At 73.7% G+C, this 16,785-nt stretch carries 16 protein-coding genes; 9 read left to right on the top strand and 7 right to left on the bottom strand.

Annotation, left to right across the window (positions count from 1 at the left end; genetic code table 11):
• Positions 1–181 precede the first annotated feature (181 nt).
• On the top strand, positions 182–1,252 hold the full coding sequence (locus tag ABEE00_RS13315) for a hypothetical protein (RefSeq protein WP_345745618.1): 1,071 nt from the start codon (positions 182–184) through the stop codon (positions 1,250–1,252).
• A gap of 82 nt (positions 1,253–1,334) precedes the next feature.
• On the opposite strand, the gene ABEE00_RS13310 is transcribed toward ABEE00_RS13315, so the two are convergent.
• Together ABEE00_RS13310 and ABEE00_RS13305 are read right to left on the bottom strand one after the other, a co-directional pair.
• Positions 1,335–2,129, bottom strand: coding sequence for a carbon-nitrogen hydrolase family protein (locus ABEE00_RS13310; protein WP_345745857.1), 795 nt, complete (start codon positions 2,127–2,129; stop codon positions 1,335–1,337).
• Positions 2,130–2,263: 134 nt separating this feature from the next.
• The gene (locus ABEE00_RS13305) at positions 2,264–2,917 is read right to left on the bottom strand and encodes a phosphoribosyltransferase (RefSeq protein ID WP_345745617.1); all 654 of its coding nucleotides are present in this window, start codon (positions 2,915–2,917) and stop codon (positions 2,264–2,266) included.
• Positions 2,918–3,187: 270 nt separating this feature from the next.
• Between ABEE00_RS13305 and ABEE00_RS13300 the strand changes: the two genes are divergently transcribed.
• The 5 genes from ABEE00_RS13300 to ABEE00_RS13280 all read left to right on the top strand — a co-directional run bounded on the left by ABEE00_RS13300 (position 3,188) and on the right by ABEE00_RS13280 (position 7,195).
• Positions 3,188–3,829 carry a TetR/AcrR family transcriptional regulator gene (locus tag ABEE00_RS13300; protein WP_345745616.1) on the top strand — a complete coding sequence of 214 codons (642 nt, stop codon included), beginning with the start codon at positions 3,188–3,190 and terminating at the stop codon, positions 3,827–3,829.
• Positions 3,830–3,951: 122 nt separating this feature from the next.
• Complete coding sequence (locus ABEE00_RS13295; protein WP_345745615.1) at positions 3,952–4,437, top strand: antibiotic biosynthesis monooxygenase family protein; 486 nt, start codon at positions 3,952–3,954, stop codon at positions 4,435–4,437.
• A 77-nt stretch (positions 4,438–4,514) separates the two neighbouring features.
• Positions 4,515–4,727 (top strand): hypothetical protein, encoded by a 213-nt coding sequence (locus ABEE00_RS13290; RefSeq protein WP_345745614.1) that lies wholly within the window; start codon positions 4,515–4,517, stop codon positions 4,725–4,727.
• Positions 4,728–5,024: 297 nt separating this feature from the next.
• Positions 5,025–5,912 carry an alpha/beta fold hydrolase gene (locus ABEE00_RS13285; protein WP_345745613.1) on the top strand — a complete coding sequence of 296 codons (888 nt, stop codon included), beginning with the start codon at positions 5,025–5,027 and terminating at the stop codon, positions 5,910–5,912.
• Positions 5,909–7,195: a cytochrome P450 gene (locus ABEE00_RS13280; protein WP_345745612.1), complete on the top strand. Its 1,287-nt coding sequence runs from the start codon at positions 5,909–5,911 to the stop codon at positions 7,193–7,195. The genes ABEE00_RS13285 and ABEE00_RS13280 overlap by 4 nt, the downstream gene beginning before the upstream one ends.
• 123 nt (positions 7,196–7,318) lie before the next feature.
• Here the strand turns inward: ABEE00_RS13280 and ABEE00_RS13275 are convergent, their stop codons facing one another.
• The gene (locus ABEE00_RS13275; protein WP_345745611.1) at positions 7,319–8,581 is read right to left on the bottom strand and encodes a DUF4185 domain-containing protein; all 1,263 of its coding nucleotides are present in this window, start codon (positions 8,579–8,581) and stop codon (positions 7,319–7,321) included.
• Positions 8,582–8,815: 234 nt separating this feature from the next.
• Here ABEE00_RS13275 and ABEE00_RS13270 point away from each other — a divergent pair, with 234 nt between their 5' ends.
• Positions 8,816–9,271, top strand: a complete 456-nt coding sequence (locus ABEE00_RS13270) for a tellurite resistance TerB family protein (protein ID WP_345745856.1) — start codon at positions 8,816–8,818, stop codon at positions 9,269–9,271.
• 170 nt (positions 9,272–9,441) lie between these two features.
• Here ABEE00_RS13270 and ABEE00_RS13265 read toward each other — a convergent pair whose 3' ends face one another.
• Together ABEE00_RS13265 and ABEE00_RS13260 are read right to left on the bottom strand one after the other, a co-directional pair.
• A complete protein-coding gene (locus tag ABEE00_RS13265; RefSeq protein ID WP_345745610.1) occupies positions 9,442–11,091 on the bottom strand; it encodes an amidohydrolase in 1,650 nt (549 codons plus the stop codon).
• 100 nt (positions 11,092–11,191) lie between these two features.
• Positions 11,192–12,694 carry an APC family permease gene (locus ABEE00_RS13260; RefSeq protein ID WP_345745609.1) on the bottom strand — a complete coding sequence of 501 codons (1,503 nt, stop codon included), beginning with the start codon at positions 12,692–12,694 and terminating at the stop codon, positions 11,192–11,194.
• A gap of 278 nt (positions 12,695–12,972) precedes the next feature.
• Between ABEE00_RS13260 and ABEE00_RS13255 the strand changes: the two genes are divergently transcribed.
• Positions 12,973–13,695, top strand: a complete 723-nt coding sequence (locus ABEE00_RS13255; RefSeq protein ID WP_345745608.1) for a TetR/AcrR family transcriptional regulator — start codon at positions 12,973–12,975, stop codon at positions 13,693–13,695.
• A gap of 419 nt (positions 13,696–14,114) precedes the next feature.
• On the opposite strand, the gene ABEE00_RS13250 is transcribed toward ABEE00_RS13255, so the two are convergent.
• Positions 14,115–14,702: a GNAT family N-acetyltransferase gene (locus ABEE00_RS13250; protein WP_345745607.1), complete on the bottom strand. Its 588-nt coding sequence runs from the start codon at positions 14,700–14,702 to the stop codon at positions 14,115–14,117.
• Positions 14,703–14,891: 189 nt separating this feature from the next.
• Here ABEE00_RS13250 and ABEE00_RS13245 point away from each other — a divergent pair, with 189 nt between their 5' ends.
• Complete coding sequence (locus tag ABEE00_RS13245) at positions 14,892–15,746, top strand: NmrA/HSCARG family protein (RefSeq protein WP_345745606.1); 855 nt, start codon at positions 14,892–14,894, stop codon at positions 15,744–15,746.
• Between the two features lie 28 nt (positions 15,747–15,774).
• On the opposite strand, the gene ABEE00_RS13240 is transcribed toward ABEE00_RS13245, so the two are convergent.
• A complete protein-coding gene (locus tag ABEE00_RS13240; RefSeq protein ID WP_345745605.1) occupies positions 15,775–16,779 on the bottom strand; it encodes a hypothetical protein in 1,005 nt (334 codons plus the stop codon).
• Positions 16,780–16,785: the final 6 nt, after the last annotated feature.

Genomic DNA, 16,785 nt, shown 5'->3' with positions numbered 1-16,785 from the left:
CGCCGGCCACCGCTTGTTCGCCGCTCCCCGCCCGGCCCCTCCACGTCCTCCCCTCCCCGTCCCTCTCCCCCGCCCGGTACGCCTGAGGCCCCTGTGACATGAGGGCCGGATGTGCCGGTAATCTGTCGCGGCCCGGCCGCACGGCCGGAACCAGCGACACATCTGAAAAAACGGGGACAACGTGCGCGTATACAGGGGATTGGCCGGTCTGGCGAGCGCGGGGGCGCTCATGCTGCTCGCCGCGGGATGCGGTGGCGGCGGGCAGTCGGCGGACAAGGACACGTCCGGCGCCCAGGGCGGCAAGGCGCAGCCGGTGAAGGTGCAGTCGACCGAGCAGAGCGCGTACTGGACGGACAGCGACGACAAGGCGCACCCGCTGACCGTCGCGCCCAAGAGCCTGGCTCGCGGCTCCGCCTCCGACCTCGAGAAGGTCCGGCTGGACGACGGCTTGAAGGGGATGGTGCCGTACTACCTCACCGTCTCCGTCACCAACGAGGACTCGAGCACGCTCGAGAGCCCCTCGCCCGAGCGGAACCTCTCGCTCAGCACCGCCGACGGCACCGCGGGCAAGCCGGTCCAGGTGTTCTCCGGCGGCGGGCTCTCCACCGAGTCGCCGCTGCCCGCCGGCTGCCGCAAGGGCGCGCCGGACAAGCTGGCCGCGAAGGGGAAGGCCGAGCTGTGCCAGATCTTCATGCTGCCCAAGGGCCAGGAGCCGGGCAGCGTGGCGTACGCGGACGGTGACGCCGACCCGGTCGTGTGGAAGGCCGGCGACGGCAAGGGTTCGGCCGGTGTGCTGCCCGCGGGGAAGCCGGCGGACTCGGCGTGGAAGAACAGCAGCGGCAAGTCGGTGCCCGTGAAGGTCACGCCGAAGAACGTGCGCGAGGGCGAGGTGTCCGACCTCGGCAAGTTCGACCTGGACGCGGACGACAAGAAGAAGGTCCCGTACTACGTGACCTTCGCCTACCGCAACGGCGGCAAGGACAAGCTCTACCCGGACATGCAGGACGGCGTGACCCTGCGGACGGTGTCGGGTCAGGAGACGCGGCCGCTCACCCTGCTCGACTTCAGCGGCAGCGCCCTGCCGCAGTGCCCGAAGAGCAAGCCCGACGGGATGGTGGCGCCGAAGGGCACCGTGACGCAGTGCTCGGTGTACCTGCTGCCCAAGAGCGACCGCCCGCTGGCCGTGGCCTTCGCCGGCACCGGCACGGGCGCCCAGCCGCTGGCCTGGAAGGCGGCGCCGGAGAAGAAGTGACCGGCACGGCAGGCTGATCAGGGGCGGGGGCCGCGAGCCCCCGCCCCTTTCGCTTTACAAACGGCGCTTCACAGAGGTCAGTTCACAGGCGCCGGTTGTCCAGCACCGCGACCGACTTGCGTACGCGGTCCGTCTCCTCGGTGTCCACGTCGGCGATCAGCACCTCGGGGGCGGTGCCCGCGCGTTCGCGGATCGTGCCGTCGGGGCCGATCAGCAGGGAGTGCCCGATCCCGGTCGGCGCCTTGGTGCGCTCCTCGATGTCGGCCGACGGGTCCGGAGGTGCCTGGTCCGCGGCGGCCAGCCACACCGTGGCGTCCAACGCGCGGGCGCGGGTGAGCAGTTCCCACTGGGAGAGCTTGCCGGGGCCCGCGCCCCAGGACGTCGGCAGCACGCTCAGCACGGCCCCCGCGTCGGCGTGGGCGCGGAACAGCTCGGGGAACCGTACGTCGTAGCAGGTGGCGAGCCCGACGCGTACGCCGTCCACGTCGATGGTGACGACCTGCGAACCGGGCGCCACGGTGTCCGACTCGCGGAAGCCGAAGGCGTCGTAGAGGTGGATCTTGTCGTAGGACGCCTCGGCGTCGGGGCCCGTGGCCAGCAGGGTGTTGACCACCCGGCCGTCGTCGGCGGGCGTGAACATGCCCGCCACCACGGTCAGTCCGTACCGCCGCGCGATGTCCCGTACGCCGTCCGCCCACGGTCCGTCCAGCGGCTGGGCCAGCGGCGCCAGCGGGACGCCGAAGCGGGCCATCGCCGCCTCGGGGAAGACCGCGAGCCTGGCGCCCTCTCCGGACGCCTGCTTGGCCAGCGCGTCGAGAGAACGCAGGTTCTCCTCCGGGTCGGCGCCCGAGGTGAACTGGCACAGTGCGGTGCGCAGCGTGGTCACGGCCTCTCCTCTCGTACGGATGTCTCGTACGGATCGTCGGTGCTCGTACGGTACGCGGCGGGCGGCGCCGTGTCCCCACCCGGCCCGCCCGACGGTCCCGGCGCGCGGGTCGTGCCCGTACGTGCTCAGGCGTGGGCGTGGAAGGAGCGCAGGGTGTCCATGACCTCCTCGTCGGAGACCTGGTCGAAGTGCTCGTACCACTGGCCCACCGCGTGGAAGCGCTCCGGGCTGTGCAGGCACACCACGTCGTCGGCCTCCCCGCGCAGCGCCCGCGCGGTGTCCGGGCTGCCGACCGGCACGGCGAGGATCAGCCGGCCCGGGTCCTGGCCCCGCAGGTGCCGCAGCGCGGCCAGCGCGGTGATGCCGGTGGCCAGCCCGTCGTCGGTCAACAGCACGGCGCGGCCGCGCACTTCGGGGGCCGGGCGTCCCTCGCGGTAGAGGCGTTCGCGGCGGTGCAGCTCGGTGCGCTCGCGGGCCACGTCGTCGGCGAGCTGCTCCTCCGAGAGGTCCAGGTAGGAGAGCGCGACGCGGTCGAAGACCGGCGGGTCCTCGCCCGCGACGGCGCCGATCCCGGCCTCCGGGCGCCCCGGCGCGCCGATCTTGCGGGCCACCTGCACGTCCAGCGGCGCCCGCAGCGCGCGTGCCACGGCGGCGCCGACGGGTACGCCGCCGCGCGGCAGGGCCAGCACCAGCGGTTCCGCCAGCTCGGCGGTGTCGGCCCAGGCGAGGAACCACGCGGCGAGGTCGCGCCCCGCCTGCTCGCGGTCACGGAATTGCATGGTGCAGCTCCTCTCCGCTCCTCCGTCCTCCGTTCCTCCGCCGGCGGGAGGTTCCCCTTCCACCGTGCCTCGGAAGCGGGGTGCGCGCATAACGCCGCTACTGAGCGGGGGCGGCCCGCGCTACGACCTCCGTACCGCTCCGTTCGGTCCCCGTACGCCTGCGCGCGGGCGCACCGTAGGCTTCCCGCGGGGACGCGGACCGGCCGCGTCCGCGCCGGAGACCGGACCGGAGAGCGGGCCGGGGACCGGGCCGGAGACAGGGGGTGTGCCGTGGCGGAGGGGCGCCTCGACGGGCGGGTGGAGCGCGGCAACAGGACGCGGCGGCTGATACTGGAGCGCGCCGCGCGGATCGCCTCCGTCGAAGGGCTGGAGAGCCTGTCGCTGGGGCGGCTGGCGACGGAGCTGGAGCTGAGCAAGAGCGGGGTCTTCACCCTGTTCGGGTCGAAGCGGGAGCTGCAGCTCGCGACCGTGCGCGCGGCCGCGGCCGTCTACCGCGAGCACGTGGTGCGCCCCGCGCTGGAGGAGCCGCCGGGGCTCGGCCGCGTGTGGCGGCTGTGCGCGGGGTGGCTGGAGTATTCGGAGCGGCGGGTGTTCCCCGGCGGCTGCTTCTTCGGTTCCGTCACGCCGGAGTTCGACGCCCGCGAGGGCGAGGTGCACGACGCGCTCGCCGCGGCGCGGCGCGACTGGGTCGGCTTCGTCGAGGACACCCTCGGGGAGGCGGCCGGCGCGGGCGCGCTGCGCGCGGAGACCGACACCGGGCAGCTCGCCTTCGAGATCGTCGCGCTGCTGGAGGCGGCCAACGCCGAGTCGGTGCTGCACGGGACGACCGGGTGCTACGGGAGGGCGGCGACGGGCATCCGCAACCGGCTCGCCCAAGTGGCCGCGCCCGGCGCCGAGTTGCCCGGCGACTGATCACAACGGGCCCTGGCGGCGGACATTTCCCCGAGTCCGTTTTCGGAAACTAACCGCACGACCGTTCGTGCTTTCTTAGGCTGGCCGGGCCCGTGTTCCCGCCACGCCTCAGGAGGCAGCCCATGAACGCCCCGCGCACCGCGAAACCCGCGTCCATACGCCGTACGCCCTGGCAGCCCGGCCCTCTCGCCGTCTCCGCGTGCGAGGGGCCGCCGCTGGTGAGCGTGACCGAGTTCGCCGCGCACCGGCTGCCGGCCGCGCTCAGCGCGCTGGTGGGCGGGCTGCGGCTCCGGCGTACCTGGCCGGGGACGCCGGGCGCGCTCGGCATGTGGCTGTGGATCGACACCGATCCGCGCAGCCTGCGATCGGGTTCGGTCACCGTGTGGCGGGACGAGCGCGCGCTGCGGGCCTTCGTCGCGCGGGCCGATCACCGCAGGGTCGCGGCCCGTCACCGCGGACGCGGGGTGCTCAGGTCGGGGTCGTGGCGTCCTGAGGGCACGTTCAGCCGGAGCGCCGCGTGGGCCGCAGCCGAGGCGGTGCTCACCGGGGCGGCCGGGTGGCCGGACGGCGCGGCGCCCGTGCCGTTCGAACCGGCGCCATCGGAGTGAAAACGGAAAACCGGCCGCCCGCCGCCGAGTTGGGCAGGGCGTTGCCCCGTACCCGGTCCGTAGCTGGAGGATCAGCAGTGACGCATCTCAAGACCCGGCGCATCCTGTCGACCGCGGGGATCGCCGCCTCGCTCGTCGGTTTCTGCGCGATGACCGCGACGCAGGCGAACGCCGCGGGGCCCGGCGGCAGCAGCCCCGGCAAGAACAGCACGCAGCTCGCCGGGATCCCGGTCGGCCAGGTCATCGACCAGGTCCCGGTGCTCAAGGGCAACGGCGTCAACAACCGCTGAGCCCCGGCGGTCACGGCGGGCCCCGTGGCCCCGCGGCCCGCAGGCCCGCGCGGCGGCCGCGCGCCGCGCCGCACGACCCCCGTTCTCCGGTCGGTTCCTCCTCCGGAGAACGGGGGTTCTCGCATGTCCTGGGCCTGGTGAGCGGAGGCGGCCGATGCGGTGAGGGCTGTTTTCGCGAACGTACGAGGATGCTCCCGCCCATCCGCGGGGCGCTCTTGCGCGCGTACCGGCGCGGCGGCACCGTGGTCAGCCGCGGGGCAGGGCGGTCCCGCGCACGGGCCCGAGGTGGAGGACGCCATGGACGGATCTGCTGCAGGGACCGGGGACGGGACCCGTACGGGAGCCGGGGACCGCGCACCGGCCGCCCCCGTGGCGCTGCCGCACACGCTGGCAGGCGACGGGCCGCACCGGGTGATCGCGCTGCACGGCTGGTTCGCCGACCGCTCCGCGTACGACGCGGTGCTGCCCTCGCTGGACCGCGCCTCCTTCCGCTACGCGCTCCCCGACCTGCGCGGCTACGGGGAGGCCAAGGGGCTGCCCGGCGCGTTCACCACGGCCGAGGCGGCAGGCGATGTGCTGGCGCTCGCCGATCACCTGGGCTGGGAACGGTTCTCGCTGGTCGGGCACTCGATGGGCGCCGCGGTGGCCCAGCGCGTCCTGGCGGCGGCGCCCGGCCGGGTACGGCGGCTGGTCGGCATCGCGCCGGTGCCAGCGAGCGGGGTCCCGCTGGAGGGCGAGCAGTGGGAGCTGTTCGCAGGGGCGGCCGGCAACCCCGGGAACCGGCGCGCGATCATCGACTTCACCACCGGAGGGCGCCGCCCGGACGCGTGGCTGGACCTGATGGTGCGCACCTCGGTCGAACGCAGCGATCCGAAGGCGTTCCGCGCGTGGCTGGACTCCTGGGCGCTGGAGGACTTCCACGGGGAGGTGGAGGGCGCGGCGCTCCCGGTGCGGGTGCTGGCCGGCGCCCTCGACCCGGCGCTCTCCGCCGAGCGGCTGCGCGCCACCTGGCTGCGCTGGTATCCGCATGCCGAGCTGGTCGAACTCGGCGGCGCCGGACACTATCCGGCCGATGAGACCCCGCTCGAACTCGTCCGCGCCGTCGAGGACTTCCTGCGCGCGGACGACGCGACGGGCTCCGGCGACGCCGCGGGCGGTGGGGCCGCACAGGCGGGTGCCCTGTGACCGCCGTGGGGCCGCCGGTGCGGGACGCAGGGGCCGGTGTCCCCGACGTCTTCGACCCGCGCATCTACGCCTCCGGCATCCCGCACGCCTCCTTCGCGCGGCTGCGCGAGGAGCACCCGGTCGCCTGGCAGCCCGAGCACCCGGTGCTGGACTGGCCCGCGGGCCCGGGCTTCTGGGCGGTGACGCGGCACGCGGACGCGGTGCGGGTGCTCCGCTCCTCCGGCGACTTCTCCTCGTACCTCGGCGCCACCCAGATCCGCGACCCCGACCCCGCCGACCTGCCGTTCATCCGGCGCATGATGCTCAACCAGGACCCGCCGCGGCACGGCAGGCTGCGCACGCTGGTCAGCCGCGCTTTCACGCCGCGCAGGGTGGAGCGCTTCGAGGCGGCGGTACGGGAGCGTGCCAGGCAGCTACTCGGCGCGGCCCGCGCCGAGGGCTCCGAGGTGGACCTCGTACGGGCGGTGACCGACGAGTACGCGCTGCTCAACCTGGCCGATCTGCTGGGCGTTCCGCCGGGTGATCGGGGGCTGCTGCTGGAGTGGACGGAGCGGATCATCGGCTACCAGGACCCCGAGCAGGCGGTCGTGGTGCGCGGCCCGGACGGCCGCCCCGCCGACCCGCGCTCGCCGGCGATGCTGGAGGAGATGTTCGCGTACGCGCGGGAGTTGGCGGCGCACAAGCGCGAGCATCCGGCGGACGACGTGATGACCGCGCTGGCACGGGAGCTGGCGGGGCCCGGGCTCGAACCCGAGCTGGAGATGTTCTTCTTCCTGCTGACCGTGGCGGGCAACGACACCGTGCGCAGCGCGGCACCGGGCGGCTTCCTGGCGCTGGCCGGACACCCGGACGCACAGCGTGAGCTGCGCGAACGCGCGCCGCGCGAGCCGCGGTTCCTGGCGCGCGCCGTGGAGGAGCTGCTGCGCTGGCACCCGCCCGTGCTGAGCTTCCGGCGCACCGCGGCGCGGGACACCGAGGTGGCCGGCCGGCGCATCGCGGAGGGCGACAAGGTGGTCGTCTTCCACGCCTCGGCCAACTTCGACGAGCGGGTCTTCGCCGCGCCGCAGCGCCTGGACCTGGCGCGGGACCCCAACCCGCACATCGCGTTCGGCGAGGGCCCGCACGTGTGCCTCGGCGCGCACTTCGCGCGCCTGCAACTGCGCGTACTGCACGAGGAGGCGCTGCGGATCCTGCCGCCGTACGAACAGGCGGGCCCGGAGCGGCGGTTGGTGTCCAACTTCATCAACGGGCTGCACGCGGTGCCGGTGCGCTTCCGCACCTGAGGCTCGGGCCCGGGCGCTTACGTGCGAGGGCCCCGCACCCGGGTGGAACGGATGCGGGGCCCTGCCCCCGTGGCGGGGCGCCCCGGCGGTGGGGGCCGCCCGCGCCTCGCCGGCCGCCTCCGCCTAGAAGGCGCCGGTGACCTTGTGGTGCATCACGTGGTACGGCCAGCCGCCCGGGTTGCGCCACTGGCTCACCGAGAGGTGCAGCTCCTGGAGGGTGGAGCCGGGGATCACATAGCCGCCGTAGAGCTGCGCCACGTGCGCGTCGTCCTCGTGGCCCCACTCGCCGCCGGAGATCAGCGTCTTGGCCGGCGCGTCCTTGATGTTGGAGTCCGGTGTGTCCACGAGCCGGCCCTCGATCGCGCCGGCGCCCGCGTTGAAGCAGGTGAACAGCCACTTGCCGCCCATCGGCCGCAGGCACATCTCGCCGAACTGGCCGTCCAGGATGGGCGAGGCCTCGTGCCGCCCCCACTTCCACTGGTTGTCGTGGAAGCCCCACGCCTCGTACGAACCCGGGTCGAGAATCTTGCTGGAGTGGACCCGGGAGAGGATGACCGGATTCTTGCGGTCGAATTTGGTCGAGTAGATGTAGACCCAGCCGTTGCTGCCCAGCCCCCAGGTCCAGAGCTGGAAGAGCCCGCGCTGCAGATTCGGGTCGAACTTCACCCCGGTGTTCTTCCAGGTGCCGCCGCTGTCCTCGGAGGTCCAGATCTCCATGCGGATGACGTTCATCAGCGGCTCGTTGACCATGACCTGGAGGTACATGGTCTTGCCGACGGTCAGGACGTCCGAGGGCAGCACCGTGTACTTGCCGCCGACGTGCTCGTACGGCAGGAACTGCTCGGCCCTGCGGCCCGGGCCCACCGCGTCGGTCCACTTGATGCCCGCGTTGAGCGCGGGCAGGTCCTTGGCGTCGGTGTAGAGGCCGGTCGGCGCCCGCCAGTCGTTCCGCGGATCGACGTTGGGCTTGCCCTCGCCGCCCTCCTTGTACGTGTCGCCGAACACGAACAGGGTGCGGCCGTCCGGCGTCACGGCGGGGATGCCGAGGTCGGTGGCCTCCATCTCGAAGTCGGTGGTGATCCCGGGCCCTGTCAGGTCGCCCATCTTCTTGACCTGGATGCCGCCGGGAGGCGGCGGACCGCCCGCGGCCTCGGCCTGCGACTTCACCCCGGCCTTGCCCGAGGCGCCCTTGCCCGCCGCGTCCTTGGCCGCGCCGGACGCCTTGCCCTTGTCATCCGGGCCGCAGGCCGCGAGGGCGCCGCCGGCCAGGACGGCGCCCGCGGCGCGCAGCAGCGTCGACCGGCGCACCAGCCGCTGCCCGCCCTCCTGTTCCCTGGGAACGGACCGGTCCGCCCGCTCGTTGTTTCCGTCGTCATGTGTGCGCATAACTCGAACCCCGTTGGTGGAAATCGATTTCGCGCCCACGCTGGCAATTTTGACGCAGACCCGTCAGCGATTTCCCAGGGATGTCGCACGGCCTCCACACCGGTTTCACCGGGCCGCGCGGGGACTTCGCCGGGCACGCGGAGGAACCCCGGCGAACTACTCGCGCACGGACACTTCTCCGGCCTGTTATCTTCTACATGACTGTAGAAATTCTTGCGCGTGAACGGAGTTCGCATGGCCCTGTGGGACCGCATCAAGGAGTCCGCCCAGTCGATGCAGAGCCAACTGGAGGCGAAGAAGAACGACTTGAAGAGCGGGGCGTTCCGCGACTCCAGCATGGCGATGTGCGCGCTGGTCGCCGCCGCCGACGGCACCATCGACCCGACGGAGCGGCAGCGGGTCGCGCAGCTCATCACCAGTAACGAGGTGCTGCAGAACTTCCCCGCCGACGACCTGCGCCAGCGCTTCGAGGAGTACCTGGGCAAGCTGATCGCCGACTACGACTTCGGCAAGGTCAGCGTGCTGCAGGAGGTCGCCAAGGTGAAGAAGAAGGAGACCGAGGCGCGCGCCGTGGTGCAGATCGGCATCGTGATCGGCGGCGCCGACGGCGACTTCGACAAGACCGAGCAGGGCGTGGTCCGCGAGGCCTGCCACGCACTGGGCCTGTCCCCCGCGGAGTTCGACCTCTGAGGGGCGCCGCGCACGGGAGCGGGAGCGCTCCCCCGTCGGGCCCGGCCTCCTCGTGGGGCCGGGCCCGACGCCGTGCGTGACGTCATGATTCCGATGCCCCGCATGCCGTCTTACATGGCGGTTTGCACGACGTCTTGCGCGGAGTCGGCAGAAACCGATTTCGGCGCCGTTCACGCGTCCTCTGCCGCGTGGACGCGCTCGCCGCCGACGAAGGTCTGGAGCACGCGCGCCGAAGCGATCTCCTCGGGCGGCCCGGCGAAGGGGTCGCGGTCCAGTACGGCGAGGTCGGCGAGGTTGCCGGGGCGCAGGGTACCGGTGTCGTCCAGGTGGTTCACATGGGCGCTGCCCGCCGTGTACGCGGCGAGGGCCGCGCCGAGACCGATCCGCTGCTCCGGCAGGAACACCGGCGAACTCGCCCCCGGCAGGCGCCGGTTCACCGCGACGTGCAGCGCGGCCAGCGGATCGGGGCTGGAGACGGGCCAGTCACTGCCCGCGGCGAGGGTGGCCCCGCTGCGCAGCAGATCGCCGAACGGGTACTGCCGCGCGGCGCGTTCCGGCCCCAGGAACGGAATGGTCAGCTCGTCCATCTGAGGCTCGTGCGCCGCCCACAGCGCCTGGATGTTGGCCGTCGCGCCGAGTTCGCGGAAACGGGGCACGTCATCGGGGTGCACGACCTGGAGGTGCGCGAGGTGGGGGCGGGTCCCGGTCGGGCCGTTCGCCGTGCGCGCCGCCCCGACCGCGTCCAGCGCCTCGCGTACGGCGCGGTCCCCGAGCGCGTGGAAGTGCGCCTGGAGGCCCTCGGCGTCCAGCAGCACGACGGCCTCGGCCAGCTCCTCCGGGGTGAAGAAGGACAGGCCGCGGTGCGGGGTGCAGCCGCATCCTGTCCGGTACGGCGCGAGCAGGGCCGCGGTGTGGTTCTCCGCGATGCCGTCCAGCATGATCTTCACGGTGCGGGCGCGGAGCCTGCCGCCGGCGAGGCCGTTCAACTCCGCGCTGCGCGCGAGGAGTTCGGGCAGTTGCCCTGTCCCGCGGCCGCGTTCCCACCACAGCGCGCCGCTGACCCGCGCGGTGAGCAGGCCGCGGCGGGCCGCCTCACGGTAGGCGGGCGCGGGGTCGGCCATCCCGCCGTGTGTGCCGAGCAACGCGTCCTGCCAGGCGGTCACCCCGTACGAGTGCAGCAGCCGCTGGGCGCGCAGCAGTCCCTCGGTGAGCTCGTCCTGTGTGGGCGCCGGGACGTGGGCCGCCACCAGGGACATCGCGCCCTCCTGAAGCGTTCCGGAGGGCGTGCCGTCGTCCTCGCGCTCGATGCGGCCGTCGGCGGGGTCGGCCGACGCGGCGGTGAGGCCGACCCGTTCGAGGGCGCGGGTGTTGGCCCAGCCGCCGTGGTGGTCGCGGTTGACCAGGTAGACGGGCCGGTCAGGCACGAGCGCGTCCAGGAACTGGCGGGTCGGCGTGCCCCCGGGGAACGCCTCCAGCGACCAGCCGCCCCCGGTGATCCACGGCAGCTCCGGGTGGGCTTCGGCGTACGTACGGATGCGGCACCGGTACGCGTCGGGGGTGACCGCACCGGTGAGATCACACTGCCCGAGCTCCACGCCGCCGCTCACGGGGTGGATGTGCGCGTCCTGGAATCCGGGGACGAGCAATGTGCCCTTCAGGTCCACGACTTCGGTACGGGGGCCGATGTGCTCGGCGGCCTCGCCGGGGCCGCCGAGCGCGAGGATGCGGCCGTCGCGCACGGCGAGCGTCCCCGGGCGGACGGCGTCGCCGGTGAACACGGGGCCGCCCGTGAAGACGAGGTCGGCGCGGCTGTGGGTCAAGGGGCCTCCTTCGGTACGGGGTGGCGTCCGCCTTGTGCGGCGGGGCGGAGAACGGTCGTTCTCCCTGGTGGCGGGCGGTGCTGCGGGGTGTCGCGCCGGCTCACGCTGCTCCGTGTTCGGGTCCGCGTTCACGAGCCCTGCGTGTCCTGCGTGTCCGCGTGAAGTACGGGCTCCCCCGCCGCTTGGCGAGCGCGGCGGCCGCCAGGCCCGTGGCCAGCAGCACCGCGGGGACCAGCAGCAGGAACCAGCCGTTGTCGGGGCGCGGGGCGAAGTGGTCGCTCATCGTGGCGTACCGGTACGCGAGGAAGCCGCCGAGCCCGAAGAGCGCGAGGGCGCTCAGCCCGGGGATCACGACCGAGCGCAGGGCCTCCACGGGGCCCGCGCGCAGCGCGCCGCGGAAGCGGACCGCGCAGGCCAGCCCGGTGAGCCCGTAGTAGAGGGCGACCAGCAGGCCGATGGAGTCGACCGCGGCGAGGATCATGCGGCTGAGCTGCGGGATGCCGACGGCCAGCACGGCGAGGGCCGCCACCAGCGCCATGATGAGCAGCGTGCCGGTCGCGGGGGTGCCCCAACGGGGGTGGATGCGCGTCCACGTGGCGCCCAGGGTGCGGTCGCGGCCCATGGCGAGCGCGCCACGGGCCGAGGGGATCACGGCGGACTGGAGGGAGGCGAAGGCCGAGCACATCAGGGCCGCCAGCGGGAGCGAGGCCCAGGGTTCGGGGGCCAGGTGCGCGCCGAGGAAGGTGAGGGCTCGCGGGCCGTTGGCGACGAGTTCGCCGTTGCTCATCACCCGCTGGAAGGCGAGCGCGCCGCAGACGAAGAGGCCGAGCATGGCGAGCAGCGCGATGCCCCCGCCGCGCGCCGCGTCCCCCGGCTCGCGGGTCTCCTCGGTGACGGTGAACGCCGCGTCCCAGCCCCAGTAGACGAAGACCGCCAGCACCATGCCCTGCGCGAGGGACTGGACCGAGCCGATGGCGAAGGGGTTCAGCCAGTCCCAGGAGAACGGTCGTTCTCCGGTGGCCAGCGCCCATCCGCAGAAGCCCAGCAGCACCGCGTACTCGAAGACCAGCAGCCAGAGTTGGAGCCGGGTGGCCGACCGCACCCCGGTCACGGCGGTGAGCGTGACCACCACCAGCGCGACCAGCCCGACGACCGTGCTCACCCCCGTCGAGCCGGGGTCGAGGGCGATGCCGAACAGGGCGTGCAGGCCCAGCTTGTTCGCGAACTCCAGGACCACGGAGCCGGTCACCGCGCCGGTGTAGGCCATGAACACCACGTTCCCCGCGAGCACCACCCAGCCGGTGAGGAAGCCGGGCCAGGGCCCGAGCGAACGGCCCACCCACGCATAGCCGTTGCCGCAGTTCGGCTCGGTGCGGTTGAGCCGCGCGTAGGCGAGCGCGATCCCGGCGATCGGCAGGAACGCCAGAATCAGCAGCCCCGGTGTGCGCCGCCCCGCGTACACGGCGAGCGAGCCCATCCCGATGCCGATGCTCGTGGTGGCCGCGGTGCTGGAGGCGGCGATGGCCACCCCGTCCCGCACGCCCAGCGAGCGGCGCAGCGCGGTCCGGGGCGCGGTTCCAGGGCGCGCGGCTCCCGGTTGCACGGGTACGGGTTCCGCCCGGTCGGGCTGCTGCTTCGCTGGCTCGGGTTGCCGCTGTCCGTGTACGGGAGGGGGCACGGCGCACGCTCCTCTGCCGGGGCCTGACGGCCGGGGGCCGGTGACGGGTGGGTCGATGAAACCCCCGGCCCGCCACTACGTCAATGCCGTTGTCGTAAGGATCCGCGAGGCGTCGTAAGGTGCTGTCGGAGGGCGGCGGGACGGCCGATGACGGACCGGATCTCCGGGCCGCCCCCGGAACAGGCCGCAGAGCAGGAGGAGTTGTGACGCCGACGCCGCAGAGCCGCGTGCCCGAGGAACGCAAGCGCCGCCGCCCGACCCGTTCCGGCGTCGTCCTCTCGGCCGAGACGATCGTCGGGAAGGCGCTGGAACTCATCGACGCGCAGGGCGATGAGGCGCTGACGGTGCGCAGACTCGGGGCCGCGCTCGGCGCCGACCCCAGCGCGGTCTACCGCTACTTCCGCAACACCGACGACCTGCTCCTGGCGGTCGCCGACCGGCTGATCGCCGAGTCGCTCGACGGCTTCGAGCCGGGTGCGCTGGAGGGCGGATGGGCCGCTGACCTGCGGGAGTTCGGGCTGCGCGCGTACGGGTGCGCCCAGCGCCACCCACGGGTCGCGGCGCTCACCACCACCCGGGTCACGCGCCGTCCGCACGAGTACCGCGCGGTGGACACCGGCGTCGGCCTGCTGCTGCGCGCCGGGTTCGGACCCGAGGAGGCGGTGCGGCACTACCACGCGTTCATCGACACCGTGCTCGGCCACGCGGCGCTCGACGCGGCCGTGCTGCGGCTCCCCGCCGAGCAGCGGGCCGGCGACGAGCGCGCCTGGGAGGACGCCTACACGCGGCTGCCCGCCGACACGTATCCCCATCTGCACGCGGCACGCGCCCACTTGCCGGTCATGGCGGGCTCCGCCTTCGAACCCGCGCTGGACCTGCTGATCGAGGCGCTGGTGGCACGGGCGCCGCGGGCCCCGGAGGGGTGACCGGGGACCGAAGCCGCCGAGCGCCGTGGGGCAGTGGGACTGCGGTGCTGCGGTGCTGCGGTGCTGCCGTGCCGTAACGCCGGAGCGGCGTCCTAGAGGTCTACCTGCACCGTGCCCACGTGGCGTCCCTCCACGCGTTCGCGCATCGCGGGCGGCGCCGGTGACGAACACGGTGGCCCCTTCGCGCACTTCGCTGCCGTGCACCACTCTCGCGTAGGCCGCCGCCCCCTGGGACAGGTGCGCCGCGGGGTCGGGCAGCGCGCCGGGGTCGAGGCGGGACACCGTGGCGGCGTCGGCCACGCCGTACTCGCTCCACCCCGTGTGCGTCATGACCAGGTCGCCGGGGCGAGGCCGGTGCCGGACGCCGCGACCACCTCTCCGACGGCGGGGCCCCACAGGGGCCCACGACGGGCCCGTCCTTACACCTCCGGTGAAATCCACACCGCGTACGGCGCGTTCGGAGGAGGCGCCTCGTCATCGGCCGGGAACGCGAACTCCCGTTGCCAGAAGCCCACGTCGTGCCAGGCGCCGCGTTTGTGGCCCGCCGCGCGGAGGGTTCCAGAGGGGACGAAGCCGAAGGCCTCGTGGAGGCCGACGCTCGCGGGGTTGGGCAGGGCGATCACGGCGAGGGCGCTGCGGAAGCCCTGTGCCTCCAGGAGCTTGAGCAGCCTCTCGTACAGGGCCGTGCCCAGGCTGTGGCCGCGGTGCAGGTGGGAGACGTACACCGTGGTCTCGGCGCACCAGGCGTACGCGGCGCGCTCCTTCCACGGCCCGGCGTAGGCGAGCCCTGCGACCTCGCCGTCCAGCTCGGCGACCAGCCACGGGTAGCGCTCGCGGTGCCGCAGCAGGTCCTCGCGCCACTCCCGCGGACTCTGGGGTGCGGTGCGGAAGTTGATGCTGGTGGTCTCGATGTAGTGGTTCACGATGCGGCATACCGCCGCCATGTCGTCCTCGGTGGCAAAGCGGACGGCCACCTCTCCGTGGGTCACCGCTCTTCCAGGGGTCACTGCTGCTCCCTGCCCTTCCCTCGTACCGGTCCGTACCGGCTGCGCGCCGGACGCGGCCACTCTCGCAGCCCGCTGTTTTCGGCGCGTTTCCGCACGGGTACGCGGCGCGCGCGCACGCGGGAGGAGGCGCACCATGGCAGGGGCGGCCCGCGCGGCCGTCCCGGACCGGACCGGACGAGGAGGGCGCAGATGACGATCGCGGTACTGGGCGCCACCGGCGGCCAGGGCGGAGCCGTTCTCGCCGCCCTCGCTGAGGCGGGGCGCAAGGTGCGCGCCGTGGTGCGGGACCCCAAGCAGGAGCGGGCGAGGGCGCTGTCCGACGCCGGCTTCGAGGTGGTCGCCGCCGAGCTGACCGACCGCGCCTCGCTGGCCGCGGCCTTCACCCGGGCCGAGGCGGCGTTCGCCGTGACCACGCCGTTCGGCGACGGCCTGGAGGCGGAGCGCCGACAGGGCATGGCGATCGTCGACGCGGCGGCCGAGGCGGCCCTGCCCTACCTCGTGATGGCGTCGGTCGCGAGCGCGGACCGTGAGACCGGCATCCCGCACTTCGAGACCAAGGCGCACACCGAGCGGATCCTCGCCGCCTCGGGACTGCCCTCGGCGGTGGTGGCCCCCACGTACTTCTACGACAACGTCCTCGGCCAACGCGACGAGATCGGCACCGGCGTACTGTCCCTCCCCCTGCCCTCCGACGTGCCGCTCCAGCAGGTCGCCCGGCAGGACCTGGGCCGGGTCGTGGCGGCCGTGCTCGCCGATCCGGGCCGGTGGCGCGGGCAGCGGATCGAGGTGGCGGGCGACGACCCGACGCCGCAGGAGATGGCCGACGCGATCGGGCGGGCGACGGGCACGCCCGTGACCTTCGAGAGCGTGCCGCTGCACCGGGCGCGGGAGGCGAACCCTGACATCGGCGCGATGTTCGCCTACCTCGCCGAGACCGGCTACCAGGCCGACATCCCGGCCCTGCGCACCGACTTCCCCGACATCCCGTGGACCGGCTTCGCCGCGTGGGCGGCCCGGCAGAAGTGGCCCGTGCCGGAGCGCTGAGCGGCCGGTCCGCAGACGCGGCGACCGGTCAGCCCGCACGCAGCGCGGAGGCGAAATACACGCCGACCAGCGCCAGGAAGCCGCCCAGGGCCAATACCGTCTCGGTATCGCTCGCCGATGCACCCAGCAGAACCGGGCGCCAGCCCACGACCACCGCCGTCATCAGTACCGCGCGCACGGTCTGCGCCACCGGAGACCAAGCCGCCGCCTGAAGGCCGTCCTCCTCGGCGGCCAGGGCGGTGGGCACCCCCACGCTGCTCAGAACGACGCCGACCAGGATGACGACCAGCAGCGCGTTGCGCCCTTGTTCGCCGTCCGGCACCGGGTCCCAGCGGCCCTCCGCGTACAGGCGCAGGTCTCTGGCCTCGTGTACGAAGCCGCCCGCCGACGGCGCGGAGGGCGACCACATCACCTCGACCCGGTCGCCGCGCCGCGGCAGGTCTCCGGTGTACGCCTTCCGCACCGGGAGCCGCCGGAGCCCGCCGTCCGGCACGGAGACCACCAAGTCCGAGTAGTGGCCGATCACTTCGCCCTCGCTGGTCTCCTCCCCCACGGGACGGGGCCGCTCCACGACGGTGCCCTCGCGCACCACGGCACCGCTCGCGCGCAGCTCCCGGACCTTCTCCGGGTACCCGGAACCCGACATGAGCGCCGACATCATGGCCCCCGCGGAGAAGGCGGCCAGCGCCCACACCAGTGCGGCGCGGCTCTTGATCCATAACGGGGAGCCGAAGGAGACGCCGAGAGCAGCGTCACCCGCCGCCGCGAACTCCGTGTCCGCATACGGAGCCCTCTTGCGCAGCGACGTACGCCGACGACCGCGAGCAGCCCGGGACCGCCCGCGCAGCGCCCACAGCGCCCCCGCCCGCACCACCGCGCAGCCCGCCGCGAGGGAACCCCACACCAGCGGGCCCACGTTCGGCGCGGGCATCGCCGTCGTGCCGAACAGCCATACGCAGGCCACCAGCGCCGACACCCATCCCGCGACGGCGGATGCGCGCACCGTCCACACCAGTACCGACCGCACGGCCACCCCCTG

The sequence above is a fragment of the Streptomyces odontomachicola genome (assembly GCF_039605595.1).
Taxonomy (GTDB): domain Bacteria; phylum Actinomycetota; class Actinomycetes; order Streptomycetales; family Streptomycetaceae; genus Streptomyces.
The sequence above is the reverse complement of the archived record's forward strand: the minus strand, read 5'-3'. Positions and strand labels throughout refer to the sequence as shown.

Coding starts and splice junctions, on each gene's coding strand:
- ABEE00_RS13295 (WP_345745615.1), top strand. CDS start 3,952: ATGAACGCCCCGCGCACCGCGAAACCCGCGTCCATACGCCGTACGCCC.
- ABEE00_RS13285 (WP_345745613.1), top strand. CDS start 5,025: ATGGACGGATCTGCTGCAGGGACCGGGGACGGGACCCGTACGGGAGCC.
- ABEE00_RS13245 (WP_345745606.1), top strand. CDS start 14,892: ATGACGATCGCGGTACTGGGCGCCACCGGCGGCCAGGGCGGAGCCGTT.
- ABEE00_RS13270 (WP_345745856.1), top strand. CDS start 8,816: ATGGCCCTGTGGGACCGCATCAAGGAGTCCGCCCAGTCGATGCAGAGC.
- ABEE00_RS13275 (WP_345745611.1), bottom strand. CDS start 8,581: ATGCGCACACATGACGACGGAAACAACGAGCGGGCGGACCGGTCCGTT.
- ABEE00_RS13305 (WP_345745617.1), bottom strand. CDS start 2,917: ATGCAATTCCGTGACCGCGAGCAGGCGGGGCGCGACCTCGCCGCGTGG.